The 18,286-nt window shown below is 68.7% G+C and carries 22 protein-coding genes, 1 tRNA gene and 1 pseudogene; 11 read left to right on the plus strand and 13 right to left on the minus strand.

Annotation, left to right across the window (positions count from 1 at the left end):
* The 3 genes and pseudogenes from TY25_RS22380 to pgsA all read right to left on the minus strand — a co-directional run.
* A pseudogene (locus tag TY25_RS22380) lies at positions 1-101 on the minus strand (helix-turn-helix domain-containing protein); the annotation flags it as partial.
* A gap of 115 nt (positions 102-216) precedes the next feature.
* Positions 217-756 (minus strand): CinA family protein, encoded by a 540-nt coding sequence (locus TY25_RS22385; protein WP_042259036.1) that lies wholly within the window; start codon positions 754-756, stop codon positions 217-219.
* Positions 753-1,412 (minus strand): CDP-diacylglycerol--glycerol-3-phosphate 3-phosphatidyltransferase, encoded by a 660-nt coding sequence (gene pgsA / locus TY25_RS22390; RefSeq protein ID WP_088606693.1) that lies wholly within the window; start codon positions 1,410-1,412, stop codon positions 753-755. Before pgsA ends, TY25_RS22385 begins: the two co-directional genes overlap by 4 nt.
* 134 nt (positions 1,413-1,546) lie before the next feature.
* Between pgsA and TY25_RS22395 the strand changes: the two genes are divergently transcribed.
* From TY25_RS22395 to TY25_RS22405, 3 genes are all read left to right on the plus strand, one after another.
* Positions 1,547-2,113 carry an amino-acid N-acetyltransferase gene (locus TY25_RS22395; RefSeq protein ID WP_081869018.1) on the plus strand — a complete coding sequence of 189 codons (567 nt, stop codon included), beginning with the start codon at positions 1,547-1,549 and terminating at the stop codon, positions 2,111-2,113.
* Between the two features lie 23 nt (positions 2,114-2,136).
* Entirely contained in the window at positions 2,137-2,421 is a 285-nt protein-coding gene (locus tag TY25_RS22400; protein ID WP_042258991.1) for a YciI family protein, read from the plus strand.
* A gap of 136 nt (positions 2,422-2,557) precedes the next feature.
* A complete protein-coding gene (locus tag TY25_RS22405; protein ID WP_042258993.1) occupies positions 2,558-3,100 on the plus strand; it encodes a hypothetical protein in 543 nt (180 codons plus the stop codon).
* On the opposite strand, the gene TY25_RS22410 is transcribed toward TY25_RS22405, so the two are convergent.
* Positions 3,082-4,086 (minus strand): TerC family protein, encoded by a 1,005-nt coding sequence (locus TY25_RS22410; protein ID WP_042258994.1) that lies wholly within the window; start codon positions 4,084-4,086, stop codon positions 3,082-3,084. The two genes, TY25_RS22405 and TY25_RS22410, sit on opposite strands and share 19 nt — an antisense overlap.
* A gap of 133 nt (positions 4,087-4,219) precedes the next feature.
* Here TY25_RS22410 and TY25_RS22415 point away from each other — a divergent pair, with 133 nt between their 5' ends.
* The 3 genes from TY25_RS22415 to TY25_RS22425 all read left to right on the plus strand — a co-directional run bounded on the left by TY25_RS22415 (position 4,220) and on the right by TY25_RS22425 (position 6,135).
* Positions 4,220-5,044 (plus strand): class I SAM-dependent methyltransferase, encoded by an 825-nt coding sequence (locus TY25_RS22415; RefSeq protein ID WP_042259039.1) that lies wholly within the window; start codon positions 4,220-4,222, stop codon positions 5,042-5,044.
* Between the two features lie 101 nt (positions 5,045-5,145).
* Positions 5,146-5,778, plus strand: a complete 633-nt coding sequence (locus TY25_RS43245) for a hypothetical protein (RefSeq protein ID WP_162184219.1) — start codon at positions 5,146-5,148, stop codon at positions 5,776-5,778.
* 282 nt (positions 5,779-6,060) lie between these two features.
* Positions 6,061-6,135, plus strand: a tRNA-Leu gene (locus tag TY25_RS22425).
* A gap of 5 nt (positions 6,136-6,140) precedes the next feature.
* Here TY25_RS22425 and TY25_RS22430 read toward each other — a convergent pair.
* The gene (locus TY25_RS22430) at positions 6,141-6,983 is read right to left on the minus strand and encodes an alpha/beta fold hydrolase (protein WP_042258996.1); all 843 of its coding nucleotides are present in this window, start codon (positions 6,981-6,983) and stop codon (positions 6,141-6,143) included.
* Between the two features lie 115 nt (positions 6,984-7,098).
* A complete protein-coding gene (locus tag TY25_RS22435; RefSeq protein ID WP_081869019.1) occupies positions 7,099-7,587 on the minus strand; it encodes a YkgB family protein in 489 nt (162 codons plus the stop codon).
* A 121-nt stretch (positions 7,588-7,708) separates the two neighbouring features.
* Here TY25_RS22435 and TY25_RS22440 point away from each other — a divergent pair, with 121 nt between their 5' ends.
* Positions 7,709-8,275: a CGNR zinc finger domain-containing protein gene (locus TY25_RS22440; RefSeq protein ID WP_042258997.1), complete on the plus strand. Its 567-nt coding sequence runs from the start codon at positions 7,709-7,711 to the stop codon at positions 8,273-8,275.
* On the opposite strand, the gene TY25_RS22445 is transcribed toward TY25_RS22440, so the two are convergent.
* From TY25_RS22445 to TY25_RS22455, 3 genes are all read right to left on the minus strand, one after another.
* Positions 8,272-8,460: a hypothetical protein gene (locus tag TY25_RS22445; protein ID WP_042258999.1), complete on the minus strand. Its 189-nt coding sequence runs from the start codon at positions 8,458-8,460 to the stop codon at positions 8,272-8,274. The two genes, TY25_RS22440 and TY25_RS22445, sit on opposite strands and share 4 nt — an antisense overlap.
* Positions 8,448-8,726, minus strand: a complete 279-nt coding sequence (locus TY25_RS22450) for a hypothetical protein (protein WP_042259000.1) — start codon at positions 8,724-8,726, stop codon at positions 8,448-8,450. The genes TY25_RS22445 and TY25_RS22450 overlap by 13 nt, the downstream gene beginning before the upstream one ends.
* A gap of 86 nt (positions 8,727-8,812) precedes the next feature.
* A complete protein-coding gene (locus tag TY25_RS22455; protein ID WP_226887235.1) occupies positions 8,813-11,179 on the minus strand; it encodes a DNA translocase FtsK in 2,367 nt (788 codons plus the stop codon).
* Between TY25_RS22455 and TY25_RS44785 the strand changes: the two genes are divergently transcribed.
* The gene (locus TY25_RS44785) at positions 11,178-11,402 is read left to right on the plus strand and encodes a hypothetical protein (RefSeq protein ID WP_226887234.1); all 225 of its coding nucleotides are present in this window, start codon (positions 11,178-11,180) and stop codon (positions 11,400-11,402) included. The two genes, TY25_RS22455 and TY25_RS44785, sit on opposite strands and share 2 nt — an antisense overlap.
* Before the next feature lie 232 nt (positions 11,403-11,634).
* On the opposite strand, the gene TY25_RS22460 is transcribed toward TY25_RS44785, so the two are convergent.
* Positions 11,635-12,258, minus strand: a complete 624-nt coding sequence (locus TY25_RS22460) for a TIGR03085 family metal-binding protein (protein WP_042259003.1) — start codon at positions 12,256-12,258, stop codon at positions 11,635-11,637.
* Between the two features lie 208 nt (positions 12,259-12,466).
* On the opposite strand from TY25_RS22460, the gene TY25_RS22465 reads away from it, so the two are divergent.
* Positions 12,467-12,820 (plus strand): DUF4189 domain-containing protein, encoded by a 354-nt coding sequence (locus TY25_RS22465; RefSeq protein ID WP_014986857.1) that lies wholly within the window; start codon positions 12,467-12,469, stop codon positions 12,818-12,820.
* 15 nt (positions 12,821-12,835) lie between these two features.
* A complete protein-coding gene (locus TY25_RS22470) occupies positions 12,836-13,402 on the plus strand; it encodes a WKL family lipoprotein (protein WP_014986858.1) in 567 nt (188 codons plus the stop codon).
* Between the two features lie 77 nt (positions 13,403-13,479).
* Here the strand turns inward: TY25_RS22470 and TY25_RS22475 are convergent, their stop codons facing one another.
* Together TY25_RS22475 and dapA are read right to left on the minus strand one after the other, a co-directional pair.
* Positions 13,480-15,522 carry a ribonuclease J gene (locus TY25_RS22475; protein ID WP_042259004.1) on the minus strand — a complete coding sequence of 681 codons (2,043 nt, stop codon included), beginning with the start codon at positions 15,520-15,522 and terminating at the stop codon, positions 13,480-13,482.
* A complete protein-coding gene (gene dapA / locus TY25_RS22480; protein WP_014986860.1) occupies positions 15,519-16,427 on the minus strand; it encodes a 4-hydroxy-tetrahydrodipicolinate synthase in 909 nt (302 codons plus the stop codon). Before dapA ends, TY25_RS22475 begins: the two co-directional genes overlap by 4 nt.
* 147 nt (positions 16,428-16,574) lie before the next feature.
* Between dapA and TY25_RS22485 the strand changes: the two genes are divergently transcribed.
* Positions 16,575-17,018: a hypothetical protein gene (locus TY25_RS22485; protein ID WP_042259005.1), complete on the plus strand. Its 444-nt coding sequence runs from the start codon at positions 16,575-16,577 to the stop codon at positions 17,016-17,018.
* Between the two features lie 9 nt (positions 17,019-17,027).
* On the opposite strand, the gene TY25_RS22490 is transcribed toward TY25_RS22485, so the two are convergent.
* The gene (locus tag TY25_RS22490; RefSeq protein ID WP_042259006.1) at positions 17,028-18,227 is read right to left on the minus strand and encodes a winged helix-turn-helix domain-containing protein; all 1,200 of its coding nucleotides are present in this window, start codon (positions 18,225-18,227) and stop codon (positions 17,028-17,030) included.
* Positions 18,228-18,286: the final 59 nt, after the last annotated feature.

The following is an 18,286-nucleotide window of genomic DNA, read 5'->3' on the forward strand; positions in this document are numbered from 1 at the left end:
AGACTCACCCGCGCGGAGGTCGAGACCTCGCGCAGCGTCCGGTTCTGGGCGAGACGAGCACGCCGCAGACTGTCCCCGATGGCCTCTCGCAGCAGCGTCATCTCGTTCTCCTTCGCTCCCTGTCAGGGGACCTGCGCGGTACTCACGAGTGCCACGCACGCCGTTCTTTCTCGCACAACGTCGGACCGGTCCCGGTTGGTTCCCGCCCGGCGCAAATCACTCACCTTGCCCATCTTGCCCGCCCGGACCGCGGTCCGGGCGCTGTACGCAGCGCAAGAGTTCGCGTAAGGCGATGTGGGTCGCCTCGAGCCTGATCGTCCACCGCTCACCGCGCAGCTTCCACCGCATCACCTCGGTGTGCCCCGGCCCGGCCAGGCCCAGGAACACCGTGCCGACCGCGTGCCCGTCCTGCGGGTCGGGTCCGGCCACGCCGGTCAGCGCGACACCCCAGTCCGCGCCACAGCGGGTACGGGCGCCGACCGCCAACTGCTCGGCGGTACTCGCGGCGACCGGTCCCTCCGTCTCCAGTACTTCGGAGCTGACGCCGCCCAGGCTGTGTTTGAGATCTGTGGCGTACACCACCAGGCCCCCGCGCAGCACCGCGCTGGCGCCGGGCACGCCGGCGATGGTCGCCGCCACCAGGCCCGCGGTCAGCGATTCGGCGGTGGCCACGGTCTGGCCCGCCGCGGTCAGCGTGCGCACGAGATCGGCGGCCGGCGCGCCGGCGATCAACGGATCGGCCGCGGGGGCGTTCATGCGCCGCGCGATCGACCGGGCCCGCCCGCGAACCACACGCGTGCCGCCTGCCCGACGTAATCGAGTCCGGTGAGCACCGTCAGCGCGACGGCCACGTACATCAGTGCCATGCCCAGGCCGGCGAGCCAACCGGTGAACGGCAGCAACAGGAAGGCGATCGCGATCGACTGCACCAGGGTCTTCAGCTTGCCGCCGCGGCCCGCCGGGATCACCCCGCGCCGCACCACGATCAGCCGGAGCAGGGTCACGCCGATCTCGCGGCCACAGATGACCAGGGTGATCCACCAGGCCAGATCGCCCAGCACCGACAACCCGATCACCGCCGAACCGATCAGCGCCTTGTCCGCGATCGGGTCGGCGAGCTTGCCGAAATCGGTGACCAGACCGTATTTGCGCGCGAGTTGCCCGTCGAAGCGATCGGTGATCGCCGCGATACCGAACAGCGCGGCGGCGGTGATCCGCCAGCCGGTCTGGTGCCCGCCGTCGACGAACAGCGCGACCACGAACAGGGGGACCAGCGCGATCCGCAGCATGGTCAGGATGTTCGCGATATTCATCAGCGGGACCGCGGGCTCGGCCTGCGCGGGCACGAAGCCGGAACGGATCGGGCTCGGCGCCGCCCAGCGCCGGTCGATTTCCTCCGGTTGCGCACTCACGTCCGCACCCCGCTCACCGGCGCGCGACGCGCGTCATGCCGAACCCACTGCCCGCCGCGATGCGGTGGACGGGACGACTGGATGTGTGGCACACGATCAGCCTATCGGTAACCGGCCCGACTACTGTGCACCCCATGAACTCTCGGGGACCACTAGGTGGTTCGACCAGCGACGCACATCCGGGCGTGCCAGTAAGCACGCAGAGCTCCAACCTGGTTGTCCGACGCGCGCGAACCTCCGATGTACCCGAGATCAAACGCCTCGTCGATGTCTACGCCGGCCGGATACTGCTGGAAAAGAACCTGGTCACGCTCTACGAGGCGGTGCAGGAATTCTGGGTGGCCGTGCTGGACGGCCGGGTCGTGGGCTGCGGGGCGCTGCACGTGCTGTGGGCCGACCTGGGCGAGGTGCGCACGGTCGCGGTGCATCCGGACGTCAAGGGCAGCGGCGTCGGCAGGCTCGTGGTGGAGCAGCTGATCGCGGTGGCCCGCGAGCTGGAGTTGCGGCGGGTGTTCGTACTGACCTTCGAGGTGGACTTCTTCGCCCGGCACGGTTTCGTCGAGATCGACGGAACGCCGGTGACGGCCGAGGTGTACGCGGAGATGTGCCGGTCCTACGACACCGGTGTGGCCGAGTTCCTGGACCTGAGCTACGTGAAGCCGAACACCCTCGGCAATACTCGAATGCTGCTCACTCTCTGACTCTCGACCCTTAGGAAGCGACCGTGCCGATCTTCGCCGTGCACTACACCTACTCCGCGGCCACGGTCCCGGGCCGGGACACCCACCGTCCCGAACACCGGGGCTGGCTCGCCGACCAGCTCGCGGCGGGCGCGCTGCTGAGCAGCGGACCGTACCCCGACGGCTCGGGCGCGCTGCTGTTGTTCCAGGCCGCCGACGCGGACGCGCTGCACGCGCTGCTCGAAGTGGACCCGTTCGCGCGCGAGCAGCTGATCGACGACGTGCGCGTGGTCGAGTGGCAGCCGGTGCTCGGCGCGTTCGCCTCCTGAACCCCGGCTCCCGCCCGCGCCGCGACGGGCGGGAGTTCCGGTGAGCGCCGCGATTTTACCCGTGATCAGCTAACTTGCGGCGACACACCGGGCGTGCTACAGAGCTCCGGCGGCTCCCACACGGCAGACTCGCGCCATGCGCACATACGTAGCGGTTTTCGCGTCGACGGCTGCCACCGCCGGGCTGTTGTACGCGTATCTGGGTCCACCGGACAAATCGGACCCAGCAACCTCCTCGTCGGCCCGTCCGCTGACCCGGCCCGGTGTCGCCGACCCGGTCGCCTACCGGAACGCGGACGGCTACTACTTCCAGACCGGCGACCGGCTGATCACCTGCGGCATCCTCGATCAGGCGGTCGGCAGGCAGCGACACACCGCGGGCTGCCAGGGCGCGACCGCGCCCGCGCCGCCGCAGGTGCGGTACTGCTGGAGCACCGACCCGGCCGCCGCTGCCGTGGCGGTGGGCGACGAGGCCGGATACCTGTGTGTGAACCAGGGGTTCTACACCGGCCCGCAGACCGCGCCGGACGACTCCGGCGCCGGGCCGGTGCTGCCCGCCGGTTCCAGCCTCACCGCGCACGGGTTCACCTGTAAGGCCGAGGCGGACAGCGTCACCTGCCGCAACGACGAGGACGGGCACGGGTTCGAGATCGCGCCGGATTACAACCGGGTGTTCTGAGCGTCCGCTTCGCGCGCGGCGCCGCGCGTGCGCAGCAGGCTGGCGACCGTCGCGACGACCAGGATGCCGAGGATGACGCTCAGCGAGATCCCCGTGGAGATCTCCGGCACGCTGACGTGCTCGCCGCCGTTGACGAACGGGAGCGTGTTCTCGTGCAGCGCGTGCAGCACCAGCTTCACGCCGATGAACGCGAGGATCGCCGACAGACCGTAGGACAGATAGACCAGCCGATCGAGGAGTCCACCGATCAAGAAGTACAACTGCCGTAAACCCATGAGCGCGAACGCGTTTGCGGTGAATACCAGGTACGGCTCGCTCGTCAGGCCGTAGATCGCCGGGATCGAGTCCAGGGCGAACAGCAGGTCGGCGAAGCCGATCGCCAGCAGCGCCAGCAACAGTGGGGTCACCGCACGCCGTCCGTCGACGCGGGTGATCAGCTTGTCGCCGTCGTAGCTGTCGGTGGTCGGCAGTATCCGCTTGGCCAGCGCGACGATCCGGCTGTCGCGCTTCTCCTCGTGTTCCACCTCGTGGCCGCTCTCCCGGATCAGCTTGACCGCGGTGTAGATGAGGAACAGGCCGAACAGATAGAAGACCCAGCTGAACGCGCTGATCGCGGCCGCGCCGACGGCGATGAACGCGCCGCGCATCACCAGCGCGATGACGATGCCGATCAGCAGCGCCTTCTGCTGGTAGATCCGCGGCACCGCGAAGGTGGACATGATGATCAGGAAGACGAACAGGTTGTCCACCGAGAGCGCCTTCTCGGTGACGAAGCCCGCGTAGTACTCCCCCGCGAACGTGCCGCCCCACTGCCAGGCGACATAGCCGCCGAAGGCGAGCGCCAGACCGATGTAGACGGCGGACCAGAACCCGGATTCCCGGAAGGTCGGTTCGTGCGGGGTGCGCACGTGGGCATAGAAGTCGAAGACGAACAGGGCGAGGATCACCACGACGGTGATCACCCACTCGAGTGCGGTTACCTGCATGCGGTGTGCCGATCGGCAGCGAGAGTCATGACGTCCATAATGCCCGATTTGTCCGTTCTTGAAGGCTAGCGGGTTGGTTGCTGACCATAATTTCACATGCGGGCAACCGCGCGCCCGTGCCAGAGTGACCTCCGTGACCGACGACTACCTACTGCTGAACAAGGCGAACTGGGACGAACGCGCGCCCGCGCACGCCGCCTCGCGCGACTACGCGCTGGACCGGTTCCGCACCGAGCCCGGTTTCCTCAGCGACGTGGTGCGGTTCGATCTGCCGCTGCTCGGCGATATCGCCGGCTGCCGCGGCGTGCATCTGCAGTGCCATATCGGCACCGACACGGTCTCGCTGGCCCGGCTCGGCGCGACGATGACCGGACTCGACTTCTCCCCCGCCTCGCTCGCGGAAGCTCGGCTGCTCAGCGAAAAAACCAGCGCCGGAGTCGATTTCGTCGAATCCAACGTGTACGACGCGGTAACCGCCCTGGGCGCAGCGCAATTCGACCTGGTCTACACCGGCATCGGTGCGCTGTGCTGGTTGCCGAGCGTGGCTCGCTGGGCGGAAACCGTCGCGGGACTGCTGCGTCCCGGCGGACGGCTGTTCCTGCGCGAAGGACATCCGGTGCTGTGGTCGTTGGACGAAAACCACACGGACCGACTGGTTGTCGGCTACCCGTACTTCGAAACACCGGAGCCGATGGTGTTTTCCGACGGCGGCACCTACGTCGACACCGCGGCGGAATTCGAGCAGATCACCACGCACGAGTGGAACCACGGCCTCGGCGACATCGTCACCGCGCTGCTGGCCGCCGATCTGACGATCACCGGATTGGTCGAGCATCGCAGTGTGCCCTGGGAGGCGCTGCCCGGGCTGATGACGCTCGGGGACGGCGGCGAGTGGCGGCTCACCGAACATCAGGAGCGGGTGCCGTTGAGCTACACGTTGCAGGCGCGCAAGAACTGATCGGGCGCAGCCGATCTGGGCCGACGACCAGGCGTGATCGCACGCGCCGGGTGACGGCGCGTCCCGGCGGCATGCGCGGCGGCACAGGCCACAATGCCGTCATGCAAATCCGAGGAGCTCGTATCGCAGTGGTGCCCTGCACTATCGCGCTGGCGCTGCTGGCCGGGTGTGGCGACGACGACAAGAGTTCGGGCGCGCCGGCCGGCACGTCCGCCCCGCAGTCCGCGGCGACCAGTTCGGCCGCACCGAGTTCGACCGCGGCCCCATCGGCCGCACCGACCACCGAGGCCCCGCCGACCGCGACCCGGCCGCCCGCCCCGGGCCAGGTCGACCCGGCACAGTATCGGCAGCAGTCGGGGTACTACTTCCAGACACCGAGCGGATCGTTCCTCTGCGCGATCCTGGACCAGCCGATCTCGGACAACGCCCAGGCCGGCTGCCAAGGACCGACGAATCCGGCACCGGCGCAATACCGGGACTGCTGGGCGAAGGACAAGTACGCGGGCGCGCTTGCGGTCGGGGCGAAAGCCGAGCCGCTGTGCCTGAATCAGGGCGTATTCGTCGGCGAGCCCCTCGATGGCGGCACCCGGGGCGGCGGCCGGGTACTTCCATATGGTGCAATGCTTACCGTCGGCTCGTTCACCTGTGACTCCACCGAAGCGGGAGTGACCTGCACGAACGATACGGCCGGCACCGGGTTCCAGATTTCGCGCGAGTCCAACCGCACCTTCTGACCACGAAAACCGGTTCCCAACACGAAATCCGGATGTTAGCGTCAACACAAGACACAGTGACCCGACCGGAAGGCGAACAACCGTGACCAGGATGCCGCAGCGACGTCCGTCGCTAAGCGCAACCTGGCTGCCGAGTGCCTTCGCCGCGCTATCGGCCGTCGCCGGCACCCCTCGGTGCACGAGCACGCGGAGTCGCCCCTGACCGTGTCCACCCGGACCCGTCGAAGGGGTCACTCCGCGGCAATCGCCAAGGAGTGACCCCTTTTTCGTTGTCCGACACCATCCCTCGTAGCCCAATCGGTAGAGGCACCGGACCTAGATTCCGGGAAGGTGCGAGTTCGAATCTCGTCGAGGGAACGATGTCAGTGGTCTTCGTTGCCTGCGGCCCGCTCGATCACCTCGGCGACCACGTCGGGGTGCGAGACGGCGACCGAGTGCGACGCGGCCACCTCGGTGACGTGGGCACGCGCCCGCTCGGCCATGAACCGTTGCGCCGCAACGGGAATATTCAAGTCCTGTGTGGTGACCACAGCCCAGCTGGGCTTGTCGGTCCAGGCGGCGACGGTGGCTGGTTCCTGGAGCGCGGACTCGACGATCGGCCGTTGCGTCGCGGCGGCCAAGGCCGCGCGGTCGGCGGGCACATCGGCGGCGAACTGGTCGCGGAACCGGTCCTGCCGAATGTAGAGATCGGTGGCCGCGCGACCGTCGAGGTCGGTGAACGGGACCGGGTCCAGCGTGCCGGCGAGGGTGGAGCCGGGGAACTTCCCGGTGAGCCCGAGCGCGGTCTCCCCCGGTGCGGGCAGGAACGCCGCCACGTACACCAGCGCCCGCACCTGATCGTTCCCCGCCGCGGCCGTGCTGATCACCGAGCCGCCGTAGGAGTGCCCGACCAGGACCACGGGCCCGGCGATATGGCTGATCAAGCCGCGCAGCGTCGTGGCGTCGGCGGCGGGCCCGCGCAGCGGATTCGCCGCCGCGACAACGGGATAGCGGTCCTTGCGGAGCCGGTCGACGACGTCGTTCCAGCTCGAGCCGTCCGCGAACGCGCCGTGCACCAGCACGACGGTCGGCTTCGGCGCGTCCTCGGTGGGCCCGGCGTGGGTGGTGCTCGCGGTGCACGCGACGGCCAGGGCGCAGGCGGCGATCCCGGCCGTGAGCGCCGCGATCGCCCGGGCGGCGCGGTGGGGGCGTCGGAGGTCGGCCATATCGGTATCCCTTCGAGAGACGGTGCGGTGGTGCGGGTTCCACTGTCCGTCGGCCACCCGCACCGCCGCATCCGTCACCTGACGCCCCGCATGACGTAATCGCCTGCCGAACCGCTCAGCCGCGCCGCGCCCGCACCAGGGCCAGGGCTTCGCCCGCGGTGACCACCGAGACGCCGAGCAGCACGAGGTCCTTCAGCAGGAAACCGCCGCCCGCGCCGAGGAACGGGAAGCCGTAACCCGGCTGCCAGACACCGGGGCTGGTGAGCATGAAGCTCAGGGTGGTCAGGAACAGGAGCACGGCGCCCAGGCTGCCGAACAGGGCCGCGCGTGGCGCGAACCGCCAAGTGACGATCAGGAGTCCGACGACCACCTCGACCACGCCGATCACCGCGGAGAGCGCGTCGACGCTCAGGAACTCGTAGAGCCAGGACATCAGCGGCGAACTCGCGATGAGCGGCTGAATGCCTTGTGCCTCGAAGGAAAAGAATTTCATCGCACCGATCCAGAGGATGACCAGTGCGAGGCCGTAGCGGCTGATCGCCGCGCCCAGCTGCGGCAGTGCGGTTACTCGATCGAACGTCGAGGTCCGGGTGATGGTGGACATGTCATGCTCCCTGCTTTCGGTAATACGGTCGTTCCACGATCCGGAAAGTGACCGGCTAAATCGGAACAGTGGTCATTGTGGCCCGGCTCACCGTGACCAGTCAAGTGGGTACACTGGTCTCATGACGACGGAAGGTCCGCCCGTGACGGCGGAACGGCTGGTGGCGTTCATCAATACGCGGCACTGCCCCGACGGAGACGACGTGCTGACCGACGAGCGCGCACCGGGCTGGCTCGCCGGTTGGCTGGGCCGCGACGGTACGGAGCTGTCCGTCACACCGGATGAGCTGCCGGCCTTGCGGGAGTTGCGCGAAGGCCTGCGCGAGCTGGCGGCGGCGAACAACGCGCAGGACCCCGATGCCGAGGTATTACGCGGTGCGGCAACGATATTGGCGTCCGTACCGGTCGTCGTCACGCTCGGGGACGATCAGCGGGGACCGCAGCTGTCCGCTACCGACCCGGCCCCGGCCCGCGATGTCATCGCCGAAATCGCGCAGACCTATCTCACCGCGCGCGCCGCGGGCGATTGGACCCGGCTCAAATCCTGCGCGGCCCGGGACTGCCGCTGGGCGTATTTCGACACCTCACGCAATCGTTCCCGCCGCTGGTGCGATATGACCAACTGCGGCAACCGCGCGAAGAACCGCACCTGGCGCGAGCGGGTACGGACCGCCGAACGCGCGCACTAGCCGATCCGTCGCCGCTCCACCCCGAGCACGCGAACGCGCGCCTGTTCGCGCTCGAGCCGTAAGGCCTTGCCCTGCACGAAATGAGCAAGGCGGTCGAATTCCGCGAGCAGGAACGTCCGCATGGTGTAGGCCCGGATCTCGGCGGCGGGGAGACGGTCCGCCATCAGATCGGTCAAGGTCTCCATCCGGCGTTCGGCGCCGCTGGTCGCGGCATACATCTCGTAGCCCATCCGGGCCCCGCGTACGGCGCACACCAGGTGGGGACGAGCGCGATCACCAGCAGCGGCACCAGGATCGGGTGCAGCACACCCAGTACGCCCGTCACCATGACGACGCCGATCACCCCGGAGATCAGGCGCAGGACGCCGTCGACCAATCCCGAGACCGCGTGCGGGGCGCGCTCCCGGATCCGGTGCAGTGTGTTCTGGAAGACGTCGTCGTCGAAGGCCACCAAGTCACCGCGAGCAAGCGTTCGAGCACCGCGGTGGTGGCCAAAAGCCCGACCGCCGTGCCGTGGCCGGAAACCTCAACCGAATTTCAGCCGGCGTCCTCGTCCGGCGGCGGCTCGTCGCCACCCCCGCGAATGGTCCACAGCAGGCCGTCCAGCTCGTCCGGCTTGATCAGCACGTCGCGCGCCTTGGAACCTTCGCTGGGCCCGACGACACCGCGGGTTTCCATCAGGTCCATCAGGCGGCCCGCCTTGGCGAAGCCGACGCGCAGCTTGCGCTGCAACATCGAGGTGGAGCCGAACTGCGAGGTGACGACCAGTTCCACCGCTTGGATGAACACCTCGAGGTCGTCGCCGATATCGGGATCGACATCCTTCTTCTCGCCCGCCTTCGCGGCGGTGACGCCGTCCTGGTATTCGGGTTCGGCCTGGTTCTTGGCGAAATCGACGACGGCGTGGATCTCTTCGTCGCTGATGAACGCGCCCTGCAGGCGGGTGGGCTTGTTCGCGCCCATCGGCAGGAACAGGCCGTCGCCCATGCCGATCAGTTTCTCCGCGCCCGGCTGGTCCAGGATGACCCGCGAGTCCGTCAAAGACGAAGTGGCGAAGGCCAATCGGGATGGCACGTTGGTCTTGATCAGGCCGGTGACCACGTCGACCGAGGGCCGCTGGGTGGCCAGCACCAGGTGAATGCCTGCGGCACGGGCCTTTTGGGTGATCCGCACGATCGCGTCCTCGACGTCGCGCGGCGCGGTCATCATCAGGTCGGCCAGCTCGTCGACGATGGCGAGGATGTACGGGTAGGGCCGATACACCCGTTCGCTGCCGAGCGGTGCGGTGATCGCGCCCGACTTCACCTTCTTGTTGAAATCGTCGATATGGCGAACCTTGTTGGCCTGCATGTCCTGATAGCGCTGCTCCATCTCCTCCACCAGCCAGGCCAGCGCCGCGGCGGCCTTCTTCGGCTGGGTGATGATGGGCGTGATCAGGTGCGGAATGCCCTCGTACGGAGTGAGTTCCACCATCTTCGGGTCGATCAGGATCATCCTGACCTCTTCCGGCGTGGCCCGGTGCAGCAGCGAGACCAGCATCGAGTTAACGAAACTGGACTTACCCGAGCCGGTGGAACCGGCCACCAGCAGATGCGGCATCTTGGCCAGGTTCGCCGCGAGATAGTCGCCCTCGATGTTCTTGCCGAGGCCGATCACCAAGGGGTGATGGTCGTTTCGGGTCGAGGGCGCCTTGAGCACGTCGGCGAGGCGGACCAGTTCCCGGTCGGCGTTGGGCACCTCGATGCCGACCGCGGACTTGCCGGGGATCGGCGCGAGCAGCCGGACATTCTCCGTGGCAACGGCATACGCGATGTTGCGGGCCAGTGCGGTGATCTTCTCGACCTTGACGCCCGGGCCGAGCTCGACCTCGTAGCGGGTGACGGTCGGGCCGCGCACGAAGCCGGTGACCGCCGCGTCGATCTTGAACTGCACCAGCACCTCGGTGATCGCCTCGATCATCGATTCGTTGGCGGCACTGCGCTTCTTGGGCGGATCGCCGTCGGTCAGCAGACTGAGCGGCGGCAGCGTGTAATCGCCCTCGACCTCGCGATCGGTGACGAACTCCAGCTGTTTCGGCGGCGGCGGGGTCTGATCCTCGACCTCGACCACCTTGGCCGGGCGCTGTTTCTTCGGCTTCGGCGGCGCCGGCGGCTCCTCGGTGACGATCGGCTTCGCGTCGCGCAGCGGGGGTTCGCCGAGCACCTCGGTCACCGCGTCGCCGTCCCCGAACTCGTCGGCGGGATAGTTCTCGGCCGGTGTGCGGCCGCGGCGCTTCGACCGGGACGAGTGCAGCGGGAAGCCGTCCGCGTCGTACTTCGCGGGGTCGTATTCGCCGTCGTACTCCCCGTATTCGTCGCCGCCGCTGCCGGTGCCGAAGTACTCGCGCAGTTTGGCAGGCACCTCGCGAACCGTGGTGCCGGTGAGCAGCAGCACACCGAACACGATGGCCAGCAACAGGATCGGGACCGAGAGCCAGGCGGTGAGCCCGTCGGTGAGCGGGCCGCCGACCACGAAGCCGACGAACCCCGCGGCGTGCGCGCGTCCGTGCGGATCGGTCGGGGCACCGGCGATGACGTGCCACAGTCCGAGCACCGGCAGACCGACCAGCAGCCCGCCGAGCACCAGCCGCGGCCGGATCTCCGGACGCGGCTCGGTGCGCATGAGCACGACGGCGATCGCGGTCGCCACGAACGGCAGCCCCGCCGACGCCGACCCGGAGACCGCACGGATGGCCTCGCCGACCCAGTGCCCCACCGGGCCGCCGGCGGACAACCACACCGCGGCGGCGATCACCGCACTCAACGCGATCAGGGCCAGTGCGACGCCGTCGCGACGGTGCCCGTGCTCGATCTCGCCCGCCCGGCTGACCGCCCTGGTGGTGGCGCCGAGCCCGCGCGCGAGCATGTTCCACCCGCTGCTGATCCCCCTACTGAACACCGCGAGCGGGGCCGTGTTCGACGCGCGCCGGACCGGCCGGCGGGCGGGTTGCCTGCGCCCGCGCGGTGCGGCCGTGCCGCGGGGTGTCGCCGAACGGGTCCGTGCCGTGGTGGTCCTGCCCCGCGCCGATCCCGCCCGCGCCCGAGTAGTCGTGGTGCTGCGGGACTTACCTGCCATGGGTCAAGGCTAGCCGCAAACGCCCCATCCAGACCATCCGCAACACTGGTACCCCACGCCACAACGGCACGTAACTGTGCGGATGCCCAGGTCGGCGGCGATGACGGACCGTCGGTCACAACCCCCGCTCAGCGCCCGCTTCCGCGTGTCGGACGCACCTCGCGCGCTCCGGCATCCGGCCCCGGCTGTCGATCAGGAGCGTCCGACCGAACCAGGGCCGCCGAGCCGGGTGGACGCCCGGCAGGTCAGATCGAGCGATCCAAGTCCAGCACGGCGCGTACCGCCTCCGGCTCGCCGGTCGTCGCCAACCGGACCTCGTCCCGCCCGAACGCGTGCAGCAGCAGTTCCGACGGTTTGCCGGTCAACGTGACCTCGCCACCCGATTTCGCGCCGGCCGTCGCCCGCTTGCCGTCCGGCGTCGCGAGCACGACCCGGACCGGCGCCTTGCGGTAGGAGCGGACGGCCATGCGGCGCACCAGCGCCCACAGCGCGGCCTCATCGGCGGCGGGCAGCTCACGCGGCGCCCAGCCGGGTGCGCCGCGACGCACGTCCTCGTGGTGCACGAACATCTCGGACAGGTTCGCGATCGCATCCACCGGACGCAGCGGCGACCACCACGGCGGGCCGGTGCGCACCTCGTCGAGCAGTTCGGGGAACGGTTTGCGAGCCGCTTTCGCCTGCACCCCTTCGAGATACCCGGCCAGCGGTTTCAGCAGGATGCCCGGCGCCGCGTCCGGCCTGCGCTCACGCACCACCAGGTGGGCGGCCAGGTCGCGCACCGTCCACGAGCCGCACAGCGTCGGCGCCTCCGGCCCGGCCGCCACCATCGCCTGCACCAGCTGCTGCCGTTCGCGCTGCGCCATGCTCATCCGCTGAACATACCGACCACGCCCCGCGGCCGAGACCCCACCCATTCCGAATAGGACCTACTTCTGATTCCGGACACGCGAACCCCCGATTTCCTGGGTAGCGCAATGAGTGTTCGCTATGTACCTTGTCACTCGGTCCATCGGGTCGTGGACTCTTGAAACGAAGAAGGGCAAATTCCCTGTGAAGAAGTTTCTTACTGGTGCGGCCGTGATCGCGGCGACAGGTTGCGCGCTGGCTATCAGCGCGCCCGCCGCGCAAGCCAAGCCGTACAACTACGGTGCGATCGCGTTGTCGACGTCGACCGGGTTGATCGGGTACTCCTACGATTACCCGGATTCCTCGTCCGCGCAGGCGCGGGCGGTCCGCAGCTGCGGGGCGAGCGACTGCGAGACCGTGGTGTGGTTCGCCAACGGATGTGGTGCCGTGGCGTACTCGAACCGGACCGGCAACTACAGCTGGGCCTACGCCGCCTCGCGCCGGTCCGCGCAGAGCAAGGCTTTGTCCTACAACAACTCCGACGCCTACATCGTGCACTGGAACTGCACGTCCAACCACGGCTGATTCAGGGGAAACACAGTGAAGCATCGCACTTTCCGCACCGCCGTGGCCGTCGTGCTGACCGCCGCCGCGTGCACGCTCACCGCCTGTGCCTCGGGCAACGACGACAAGAAGGACGCGTCGCCGAGCACCAGCGCCAACGCCGACACGCAGCCGGGGGAACTGCAGGGCGGCAGCGACAAGGGTGAGAAGGAGACCGGCTCCGCGCCGACCACGCCGTCCTCGCCCGCTTTGGCCAAGCCGTCGGTGCAGCAGCTCAACGACCGTCTCACCAAGGCGTTCGATCCCGCTGTGCCGAACAAGGAGAAGATCAGCTGGATCCAGGCCGCCGAGCAGGATCCGTACCTGGTCGCCAACCTGGTCGACGCCGCCAAGAAGCAGGACGTCAAGGTCGAGGTCACCAACGTTCAGGAACCGCAGGACGGCAAGGTGAAGGCCGACGCGAAGGTCACCATCGGCGGCTCGCCGGTCGACAACGCGTTCATCTCCTTCGTCTCCGAAGGCGGCGAATGGAAGGTCGATCACACCTTCGCGTGCAACATCGTCAAGAGCGCCAAGATCGAATCCGCGGCCTGCCAGGAATGAGCTGGTCCCGGGAATGAACTGAGCCACGACGAAAAGCGCCGGTTGCCAAGGCAACCGGCGCTTTTCCTGGTTCTGGGTCAGACGCCGATGACGGTCGGCACGATCATCGGGCGGCGGCGGTAGGTGTCGGCCACCCAGCGCCCGACCACGCGCCGCACGCTCTGCGCGATGCGATGCGTATCGGTGACGCCCTCGGTCGCCAGGCGCAACAGCTCGGCCTCGACGAGTTGAGCCGCGTCCGACAGCGCCGTCGGGTCGTCGGAGAAGCCACGACCGCTGAGTTCGGGCGGGCTGACCGCCTTGCCGGTGGTCTCGTCGATCGCGACGGTGATCGAGATGAACCCGCCCTCGCCGAGCACCAGACGATCCGACAGCGTCGACTCGCCGACATCGCCGACCGACAGGCCGTCGACGTACACGTGCCCGACCGGTACCCGGCCGACGATGCTCGCGATACCGTCGACCAGGTCCACCACCACGCCGTCCTCGGCGAGCATGACCCGATCCTCCGGCACCCCGGTCGCGATGGCGAGCGCGGCGTTGGCGCGCAGATGCCGCCATTCGCCGTGCACCGGCATGGCGTTCGTCGGCCGCACCGCGTTGTACAGGTAGAGCAGCTCACCCGCGGAGGCGTGCCCGGAGACGTGCACCTTGGCGTTCTGCTGCGTGATCACCGTGGCACCGAGCCGGGCCAAGCCGTTGACCACGGCGAACACCGAGTTCTCGTTGCCCGGGATGAGCGAGGAGGCCAGCACCACCAGGTCGTCCTGGCGGATGTTGATCTGCCGGTGATCGCCGCGCGCCATCCGGGACAGCGCCGAGAGCGGCTCGCCCTGCGAACCGGTGGAGATCAGCACCAACCGGTCGCCGGGCAGCGTCGCGGCCTGGTCGAGCTCCACGACGATGTTGTCCGGCACGGTCAGATAGCCGAGATCCTGCGCGATCTGCATGTTGCGGACCATCGAGCGGCCGACGAAACACACCCGCCTGCCGTACTTCTGCGCGACATCGACCACCTGCTGGATGCGGTGCACGTGGCTGGCGAAGGACGCGACGATCACCCGGTTGCGCGCCTTGCCGATCACCGTGTCGAGCACGCCGCCGATCTCACGCTCCGGCGTGACGAAGCCGGGCACCTCGGCATTGGTGGAGTCCACCAGGAACAGGTCGACGCCCTCGTCGCCGAGCCGGGAGAAACCGGCCAGGTCGGTGAGCCTGCCGTCGAGCGGCAGCTGGTCGAGCTTGATATCGCCGGTATGCAGCGCCACACCCGCCGGGGTGCGGATGGCGACGGCCAGCGCGTCCGGGATGGAGTGGTTCACGGCGAAGAACTCGCAGGCGAACGGCCCGTGATCGGTGTGCTGACCCTCGACGACCTCGACCAGCTTCGGCTGCTGCCGGTGCTCCCGGCACTTGGCCGCGACCAGTGCGAGGGTGAACTTGGAGCCGACCACCGGAATATCGGAGCGTAGCCGCAGCAGGAACGGCACCGCGCCGATGTGATCCTCGTGGCCGTGCGTGAGCACCACGGCCACCACATCGGCCATCCGATGCTCGATAGGCCGGAAATCGGGCAGGATCAGGTCGACACCGGGCTGCTGATCCTCGGGGAACAGCACACCGCAGTCGACGATGAGCAGCTTGCCGCCGTACTCGAAAACGGTCATGTTGCGCCCGATTTCGCCGATCCCGCCCAGCGCGAAGACGCGCAGGCCGTTCTTCGGCAGCTTCGGCGGCGTGCCGAGCCGGTCGTGCGCGGGCGTGACAGCCCGCGGGTCCTGCTGCGCCGGCTGTTCGCCGCGACCGCGACCGGACTGCTGACGACCGCGACCGGACTTCTTGGCCTGCTGGTTGTGCTGCGGCGCCTCGGCGCGCGCCGCCTTCTTCGGCGGCGCGGACTTCTTCGACTGCGTCGCCTGCACGGCGGCCGAGCGCTCGGTCCGCTCGGCGTCGCCGGTGCGCACCGACTTCTCGGAGACCACCTCGGTCACCTCGACCACCTCGGTGACTTCCGGTGCTGCGGCAGGCTTTTCGACCGGCGCGGGCGGCGGCACCGGCGCGGGCGCACCGGCGGCCCGGCTGGCAGTACGACGCGGACGACGAGCTAGCGGTTCACTCATGCGAGCACCCCCGCCACCCGCAGATCAGCGGCCAGGACCTCGAGTTGTTCCGGTGACGGCATCAATTGTGGTAACCGTGGCTCACCCACCTCGATGCCGAGCAGGTGCAGACCCGCCTTGCTCATCGCGACACCGCCCAAGCGGAACATCGCGGCGTTCAACGGCACCAGGCTCGCGTTGATATCGCGGGCGCGCACCACGTCACCGGCGGTGTAGGCGGTCAGCAGCTCACGCAGCCGCTCGGGCACCAGATGCCCGATGACGCTGATGAATCCGGTCGCGCCGACCGAGAGCCAGGGCAGGTTCAGCGTGTCGTCGCCGGAGTAGAAGGCCAGACCGGTGTTCGCGATGAGGTCGGCGCCCGCGTTGATATCGCCCTTGGCATCCTTCACCGCGACGATCCGCGGATGCTCGGCCAGGCGGCGCAAGGTGTCCGTGGCGATCGGCACCACCGAGCGCGGCGGAATGTCGTACAGGGTGACCGGCAGGTCGGTGGCATCGGCGACCGCGGTGAAATGCGCGAGCAGGCCCTCCTGCGAGGGACGCGAGTAATAGGGCGTGACCACGAGCAGGCCGTGTGCACCGGCCCGTTGCGCGTTGCGCGCCAACTCGATCGAGTGGGCGGTGTCGTAGGTGCCCGCGCCCGCGATCACGGTGGCGCGCGTGCCGACCGCGTCGACGACGGCGCGCAGCAGGTCCGCCTTCTCCGATTCGGTGGTAGTCGGTGATTCGCCCGTGGTCCCGGAGATCGCGAGCAGATCGACACCGCGATCGATCAGGTGTGACGCGAGAGCGACTCCGGCATCGACGTCGAGCTTGCCGTCGGCACTGAAGGGAGTCACCATCGCGACACCAACTGTGCCGGACGCACTCAGCTCGCTTTGCGTCGAATTACCGTTCGTCATGGTCAGAAAGGCTACCCGGTCGGGATAACGCCCTCGACACCCTCGTCTCCGAACGGACCGGCCAGTCGGGTGATCCCGCTCCCATTCCGTCACGGTGATGTCATTCTCGTCCTTGCCGGACATCACATATGGCGTCACACTGATGTCATGGATCTGAACAAGTACACCGCTCGCTTGCGCACGGACCTGATCGCGGCCGCCGCCCTCGGCGACGAGAAAACCCAGGCCACCGCGGCGGCGTTGGCCGCGGCGACGGAGAGCTCGGCGCGGCTGGTGTTGCTTGCCGCGCTGTCCGACCTGGCCGCCGAGATCAGCACCGAACTGGGCGATCGCAGCGTGCACCTGTCCTTCGACGGCACCGACGCCAAGGTCGACCTGCGCAAGACGTCATCCGCCGACGAGCATCCGAGCTTCGAGGAGATGACCGGCGATATCAGCCGCGTCACGCTGCGCCTCGTCGAACAGATGAAGTCGCGCGCCGAGGAAGCCGCCGCGCAGAGCGGCCAGTCGCTCAATTCGTGGCTGTCCAGCGCGGTTTCCGGCGCGCTGCGCGACCAGATGCGCGGCTACGGCCCCAAGCGCGACTCCTGAGCCTGTGCGCTAGAGCAGCGGCGCGAGATTGCCTCGATCGCCGATGACCACCTTGTCCAGCTCGAGCCAGTCGGCCATCTCGCGCAACGCCTCGGTGAGCGCGAACGCGGTCGCCGGGGTGTCGTGGCCGGGCTCGGCGAAGGCGGCCGGGACGGACAACCGCCCGGCCGCGCGTTCGGCGCGCAAGTCGACCCGGCCGACCAGCTCACCGTTCAACAGGAACGGGAAAACGTAATAGCCGTGTACCCGTTTGGGTTCCGGAGTGTAGATCTCGATCCGATAGTGGAAATCGAAGAGCCGCTCGGTGCGCGGGCGGAAGAAGATCAGCGGATCGAACGGGCACAGCAGCGCCGACCCTTCGATCCGGCGCGGCATCGGGGTGCCGGCCCGCAGGTAGCCGGGCTTGTCCCAGCCCTCCACCGCGACCTCGGCCAGCTCGCCCGCGTCGATCAGGTCGGCGATGGCCGGCTCGGTCTGCTTGCGGTGCAACCGGTAGTAGTCGCGGAGGTCGGTCTCGGTGCCGATGCCGTGTGCGATGGCCGCGCGCAGTACCAGTTCCCGGATCGCGTCTTCCTCGGCGACGTTGCGCGCCAGCACATCCGGCGGGATCACCCGCTCGGTCAGGTCGTAGTGCCGGGCGAAGGCGACGCGCTTGCCCACCGAGAGCTCCCCCGCCGCGAACAACTGCTCGCAGATCATCTTGGTGTCGCTGAGGTTCCACCAGGAGCCTTTGGCGCGAGGCTTGTCGAGTTCGAGGTGCCGCTCGACCTCGCCCGCCGTACACGCGCCGACCTCGCGGATCACGTCCAGGATGTCGCGCCCGAGCGTGGGGTTGCGGTCGACCACCTTGCGCACGCCCGCCCAGCGGCCGCGCGCGAATTGCGCCATCCGCCAGCGCATCAGCGGCCAGTCCTCGACCGGGATCAGCGCCGCCTCGTGCGCCCAGTACTCCACCAGACGCCGCGGGCGGCGCGCGCTGTCGCGCCAGGCCGCCTCGTCGAGCAGCGACCGGTCATAGGCGCCGATCCGGCTGAACACCGGCGCATAGTGCGCGCGCACCACCGCCGACACCGAATCCAGTTGCAGCACTTGCGTTTTGTCCAGCACCCCGAGCACCGCGCGGCGGGTGGCCCGGGCCGGCTTGCGCGCCGCGAACCCCTGCGCACCCAGCGCGATCCGCCGAGCCGCTCCCGCACTGATCTTCCGCATACCCGAACAATGCCATGCCCCACCGACAACTTCGCCAGGGCCGGATCGGTCTCGAGGTC

The sequence above is a fragment of the Nocardia brasiliensis NBRC 14402 genome, assembly GCF_000308475.2.
In the GTDB taxonomy this organism is placed as follows: domain Bacteria; phylum Actinomycetota; class Actinomycetes; order Mycobacteriales; family Mycobacteriaceae; genus Nocardia; species Nocardia brasiliensis.

Excerpts from the sequence above, each read along its gene's own strand:
- TY25_RS22490 (WP_042259006.1), bottom strand. The coding sequence starts at position 18,227 with ATGCGGAAGATCAGTGCGGGAGCGGCTCGGCGGATCGCGCTGGGTGCG.
- TY25_RS22410 (WP_042258994.1), bottom strand. The coding sequence starts at position 4,086 with ATGCAGGTAACCGCACTCGAGTGGGTGATCACCGTCGTGGTGATCCTC.
- TY25_RS22460 (WP_042259003.1), bottom strand. The coding sequence starts at position 12,258 with ATGAGCATGGCGCAGCGCGAACGGCAGCAGCTGGTGCAGGCGATGGTG.
- TY25_RS22485 (WP_042259005.1), top strand. The coding sequence starts at position 16,575 with ATGGATCTGAACAAGTACACCGCTCGCTTGCGCACGGACCTGATCGCG.
- TY25_RS22475 (WP_042259004.1), bottom strand. The coding sequence starts at position 15,522 with ATGAGTGAACCGCTAGCTCGTCGTCCGCGTCGTACTGCCAGCCGGGCC.
- dapA (WP_014986860.1), bottom strand. The coding sequence starts at position 16,427 with ATGACGAACGGTAATTCGACGCAAAGCGAGCTGAGTGCGTCCGGCACA.
- TY25_RS22385 (WP_042259036.1), bottom strand. The coding sequence starts at position 756 with ATGAACGCCCCCGCGGCCGATCCGTTGATCGCCGGCGCGCCGGCCGCC.
- TY25_RS22395 (WP_081869018.1), top strand. The coding sequence starts at position 1,547 with ATGAACTCTCGGGGACCACTAGGTGGTTCGACCAGCGACGCACATCCG.
- TY25_RS22440 (WP_042258997.1), top strand. The coding sequence starts at position 7,709 with ATGACGACGGAAGGTCCGCCCGTGACGGCGGAACGGCTGGTGGCGTTC.
- TY25_RS22445 (WP_042258999.1), bottom strand. The coding sequence starts at position 8,460 with ATGGAGACCTTGACCGATCTGATGGCGGACCGTCTCCCCGCCGCCGAG.
- TY25_RS22455 (WP_226887235.1), bottom strand. The coding sequence starts at position 11,179 with ATGCTCGCGCGCGGGCTCGGCGCCACCACCAGGGCGGTCAGCCGGGCG.
- TY25_RS22430 (WP_042258996.1), bottom strand. The coding sequence starts at position 6,983 with ATGGCCGACCTCCGACGCCCCCACCGCGCCGCCCGGGCGATCGCGGCG.
- TY25_RS44785 (WP_226887234.1), top strand. The coding sequence starts at position 11,178 with ATGTTCCACCCGCTGCTGATCCCCCTACTGAACACCGCGAGCGGGGCC.
- TY25_RS22405 (WP_042258993.1), top strand. The coding sequence starts at position 2,558 with ATGCGCACATACGTAGCGGTTTTCGCGTCGACGGCTGCCACCGCCGGG.
- TY25_RS22435 (WP_081869019.1), bottom strand. The coding sequence starts at position 7,587 with ATGTCCACCATCACCCGGACCTCGACGTTCGATCGAGTAACCGCACTG.
- TY25_RS43245 (WP_162184219.1), top strand. The coding sequence starts at position 5,146 with ATGCAAATCCGAGGAGCTCGTATCGCAGTGGTGCCCTGCACTATCGCG.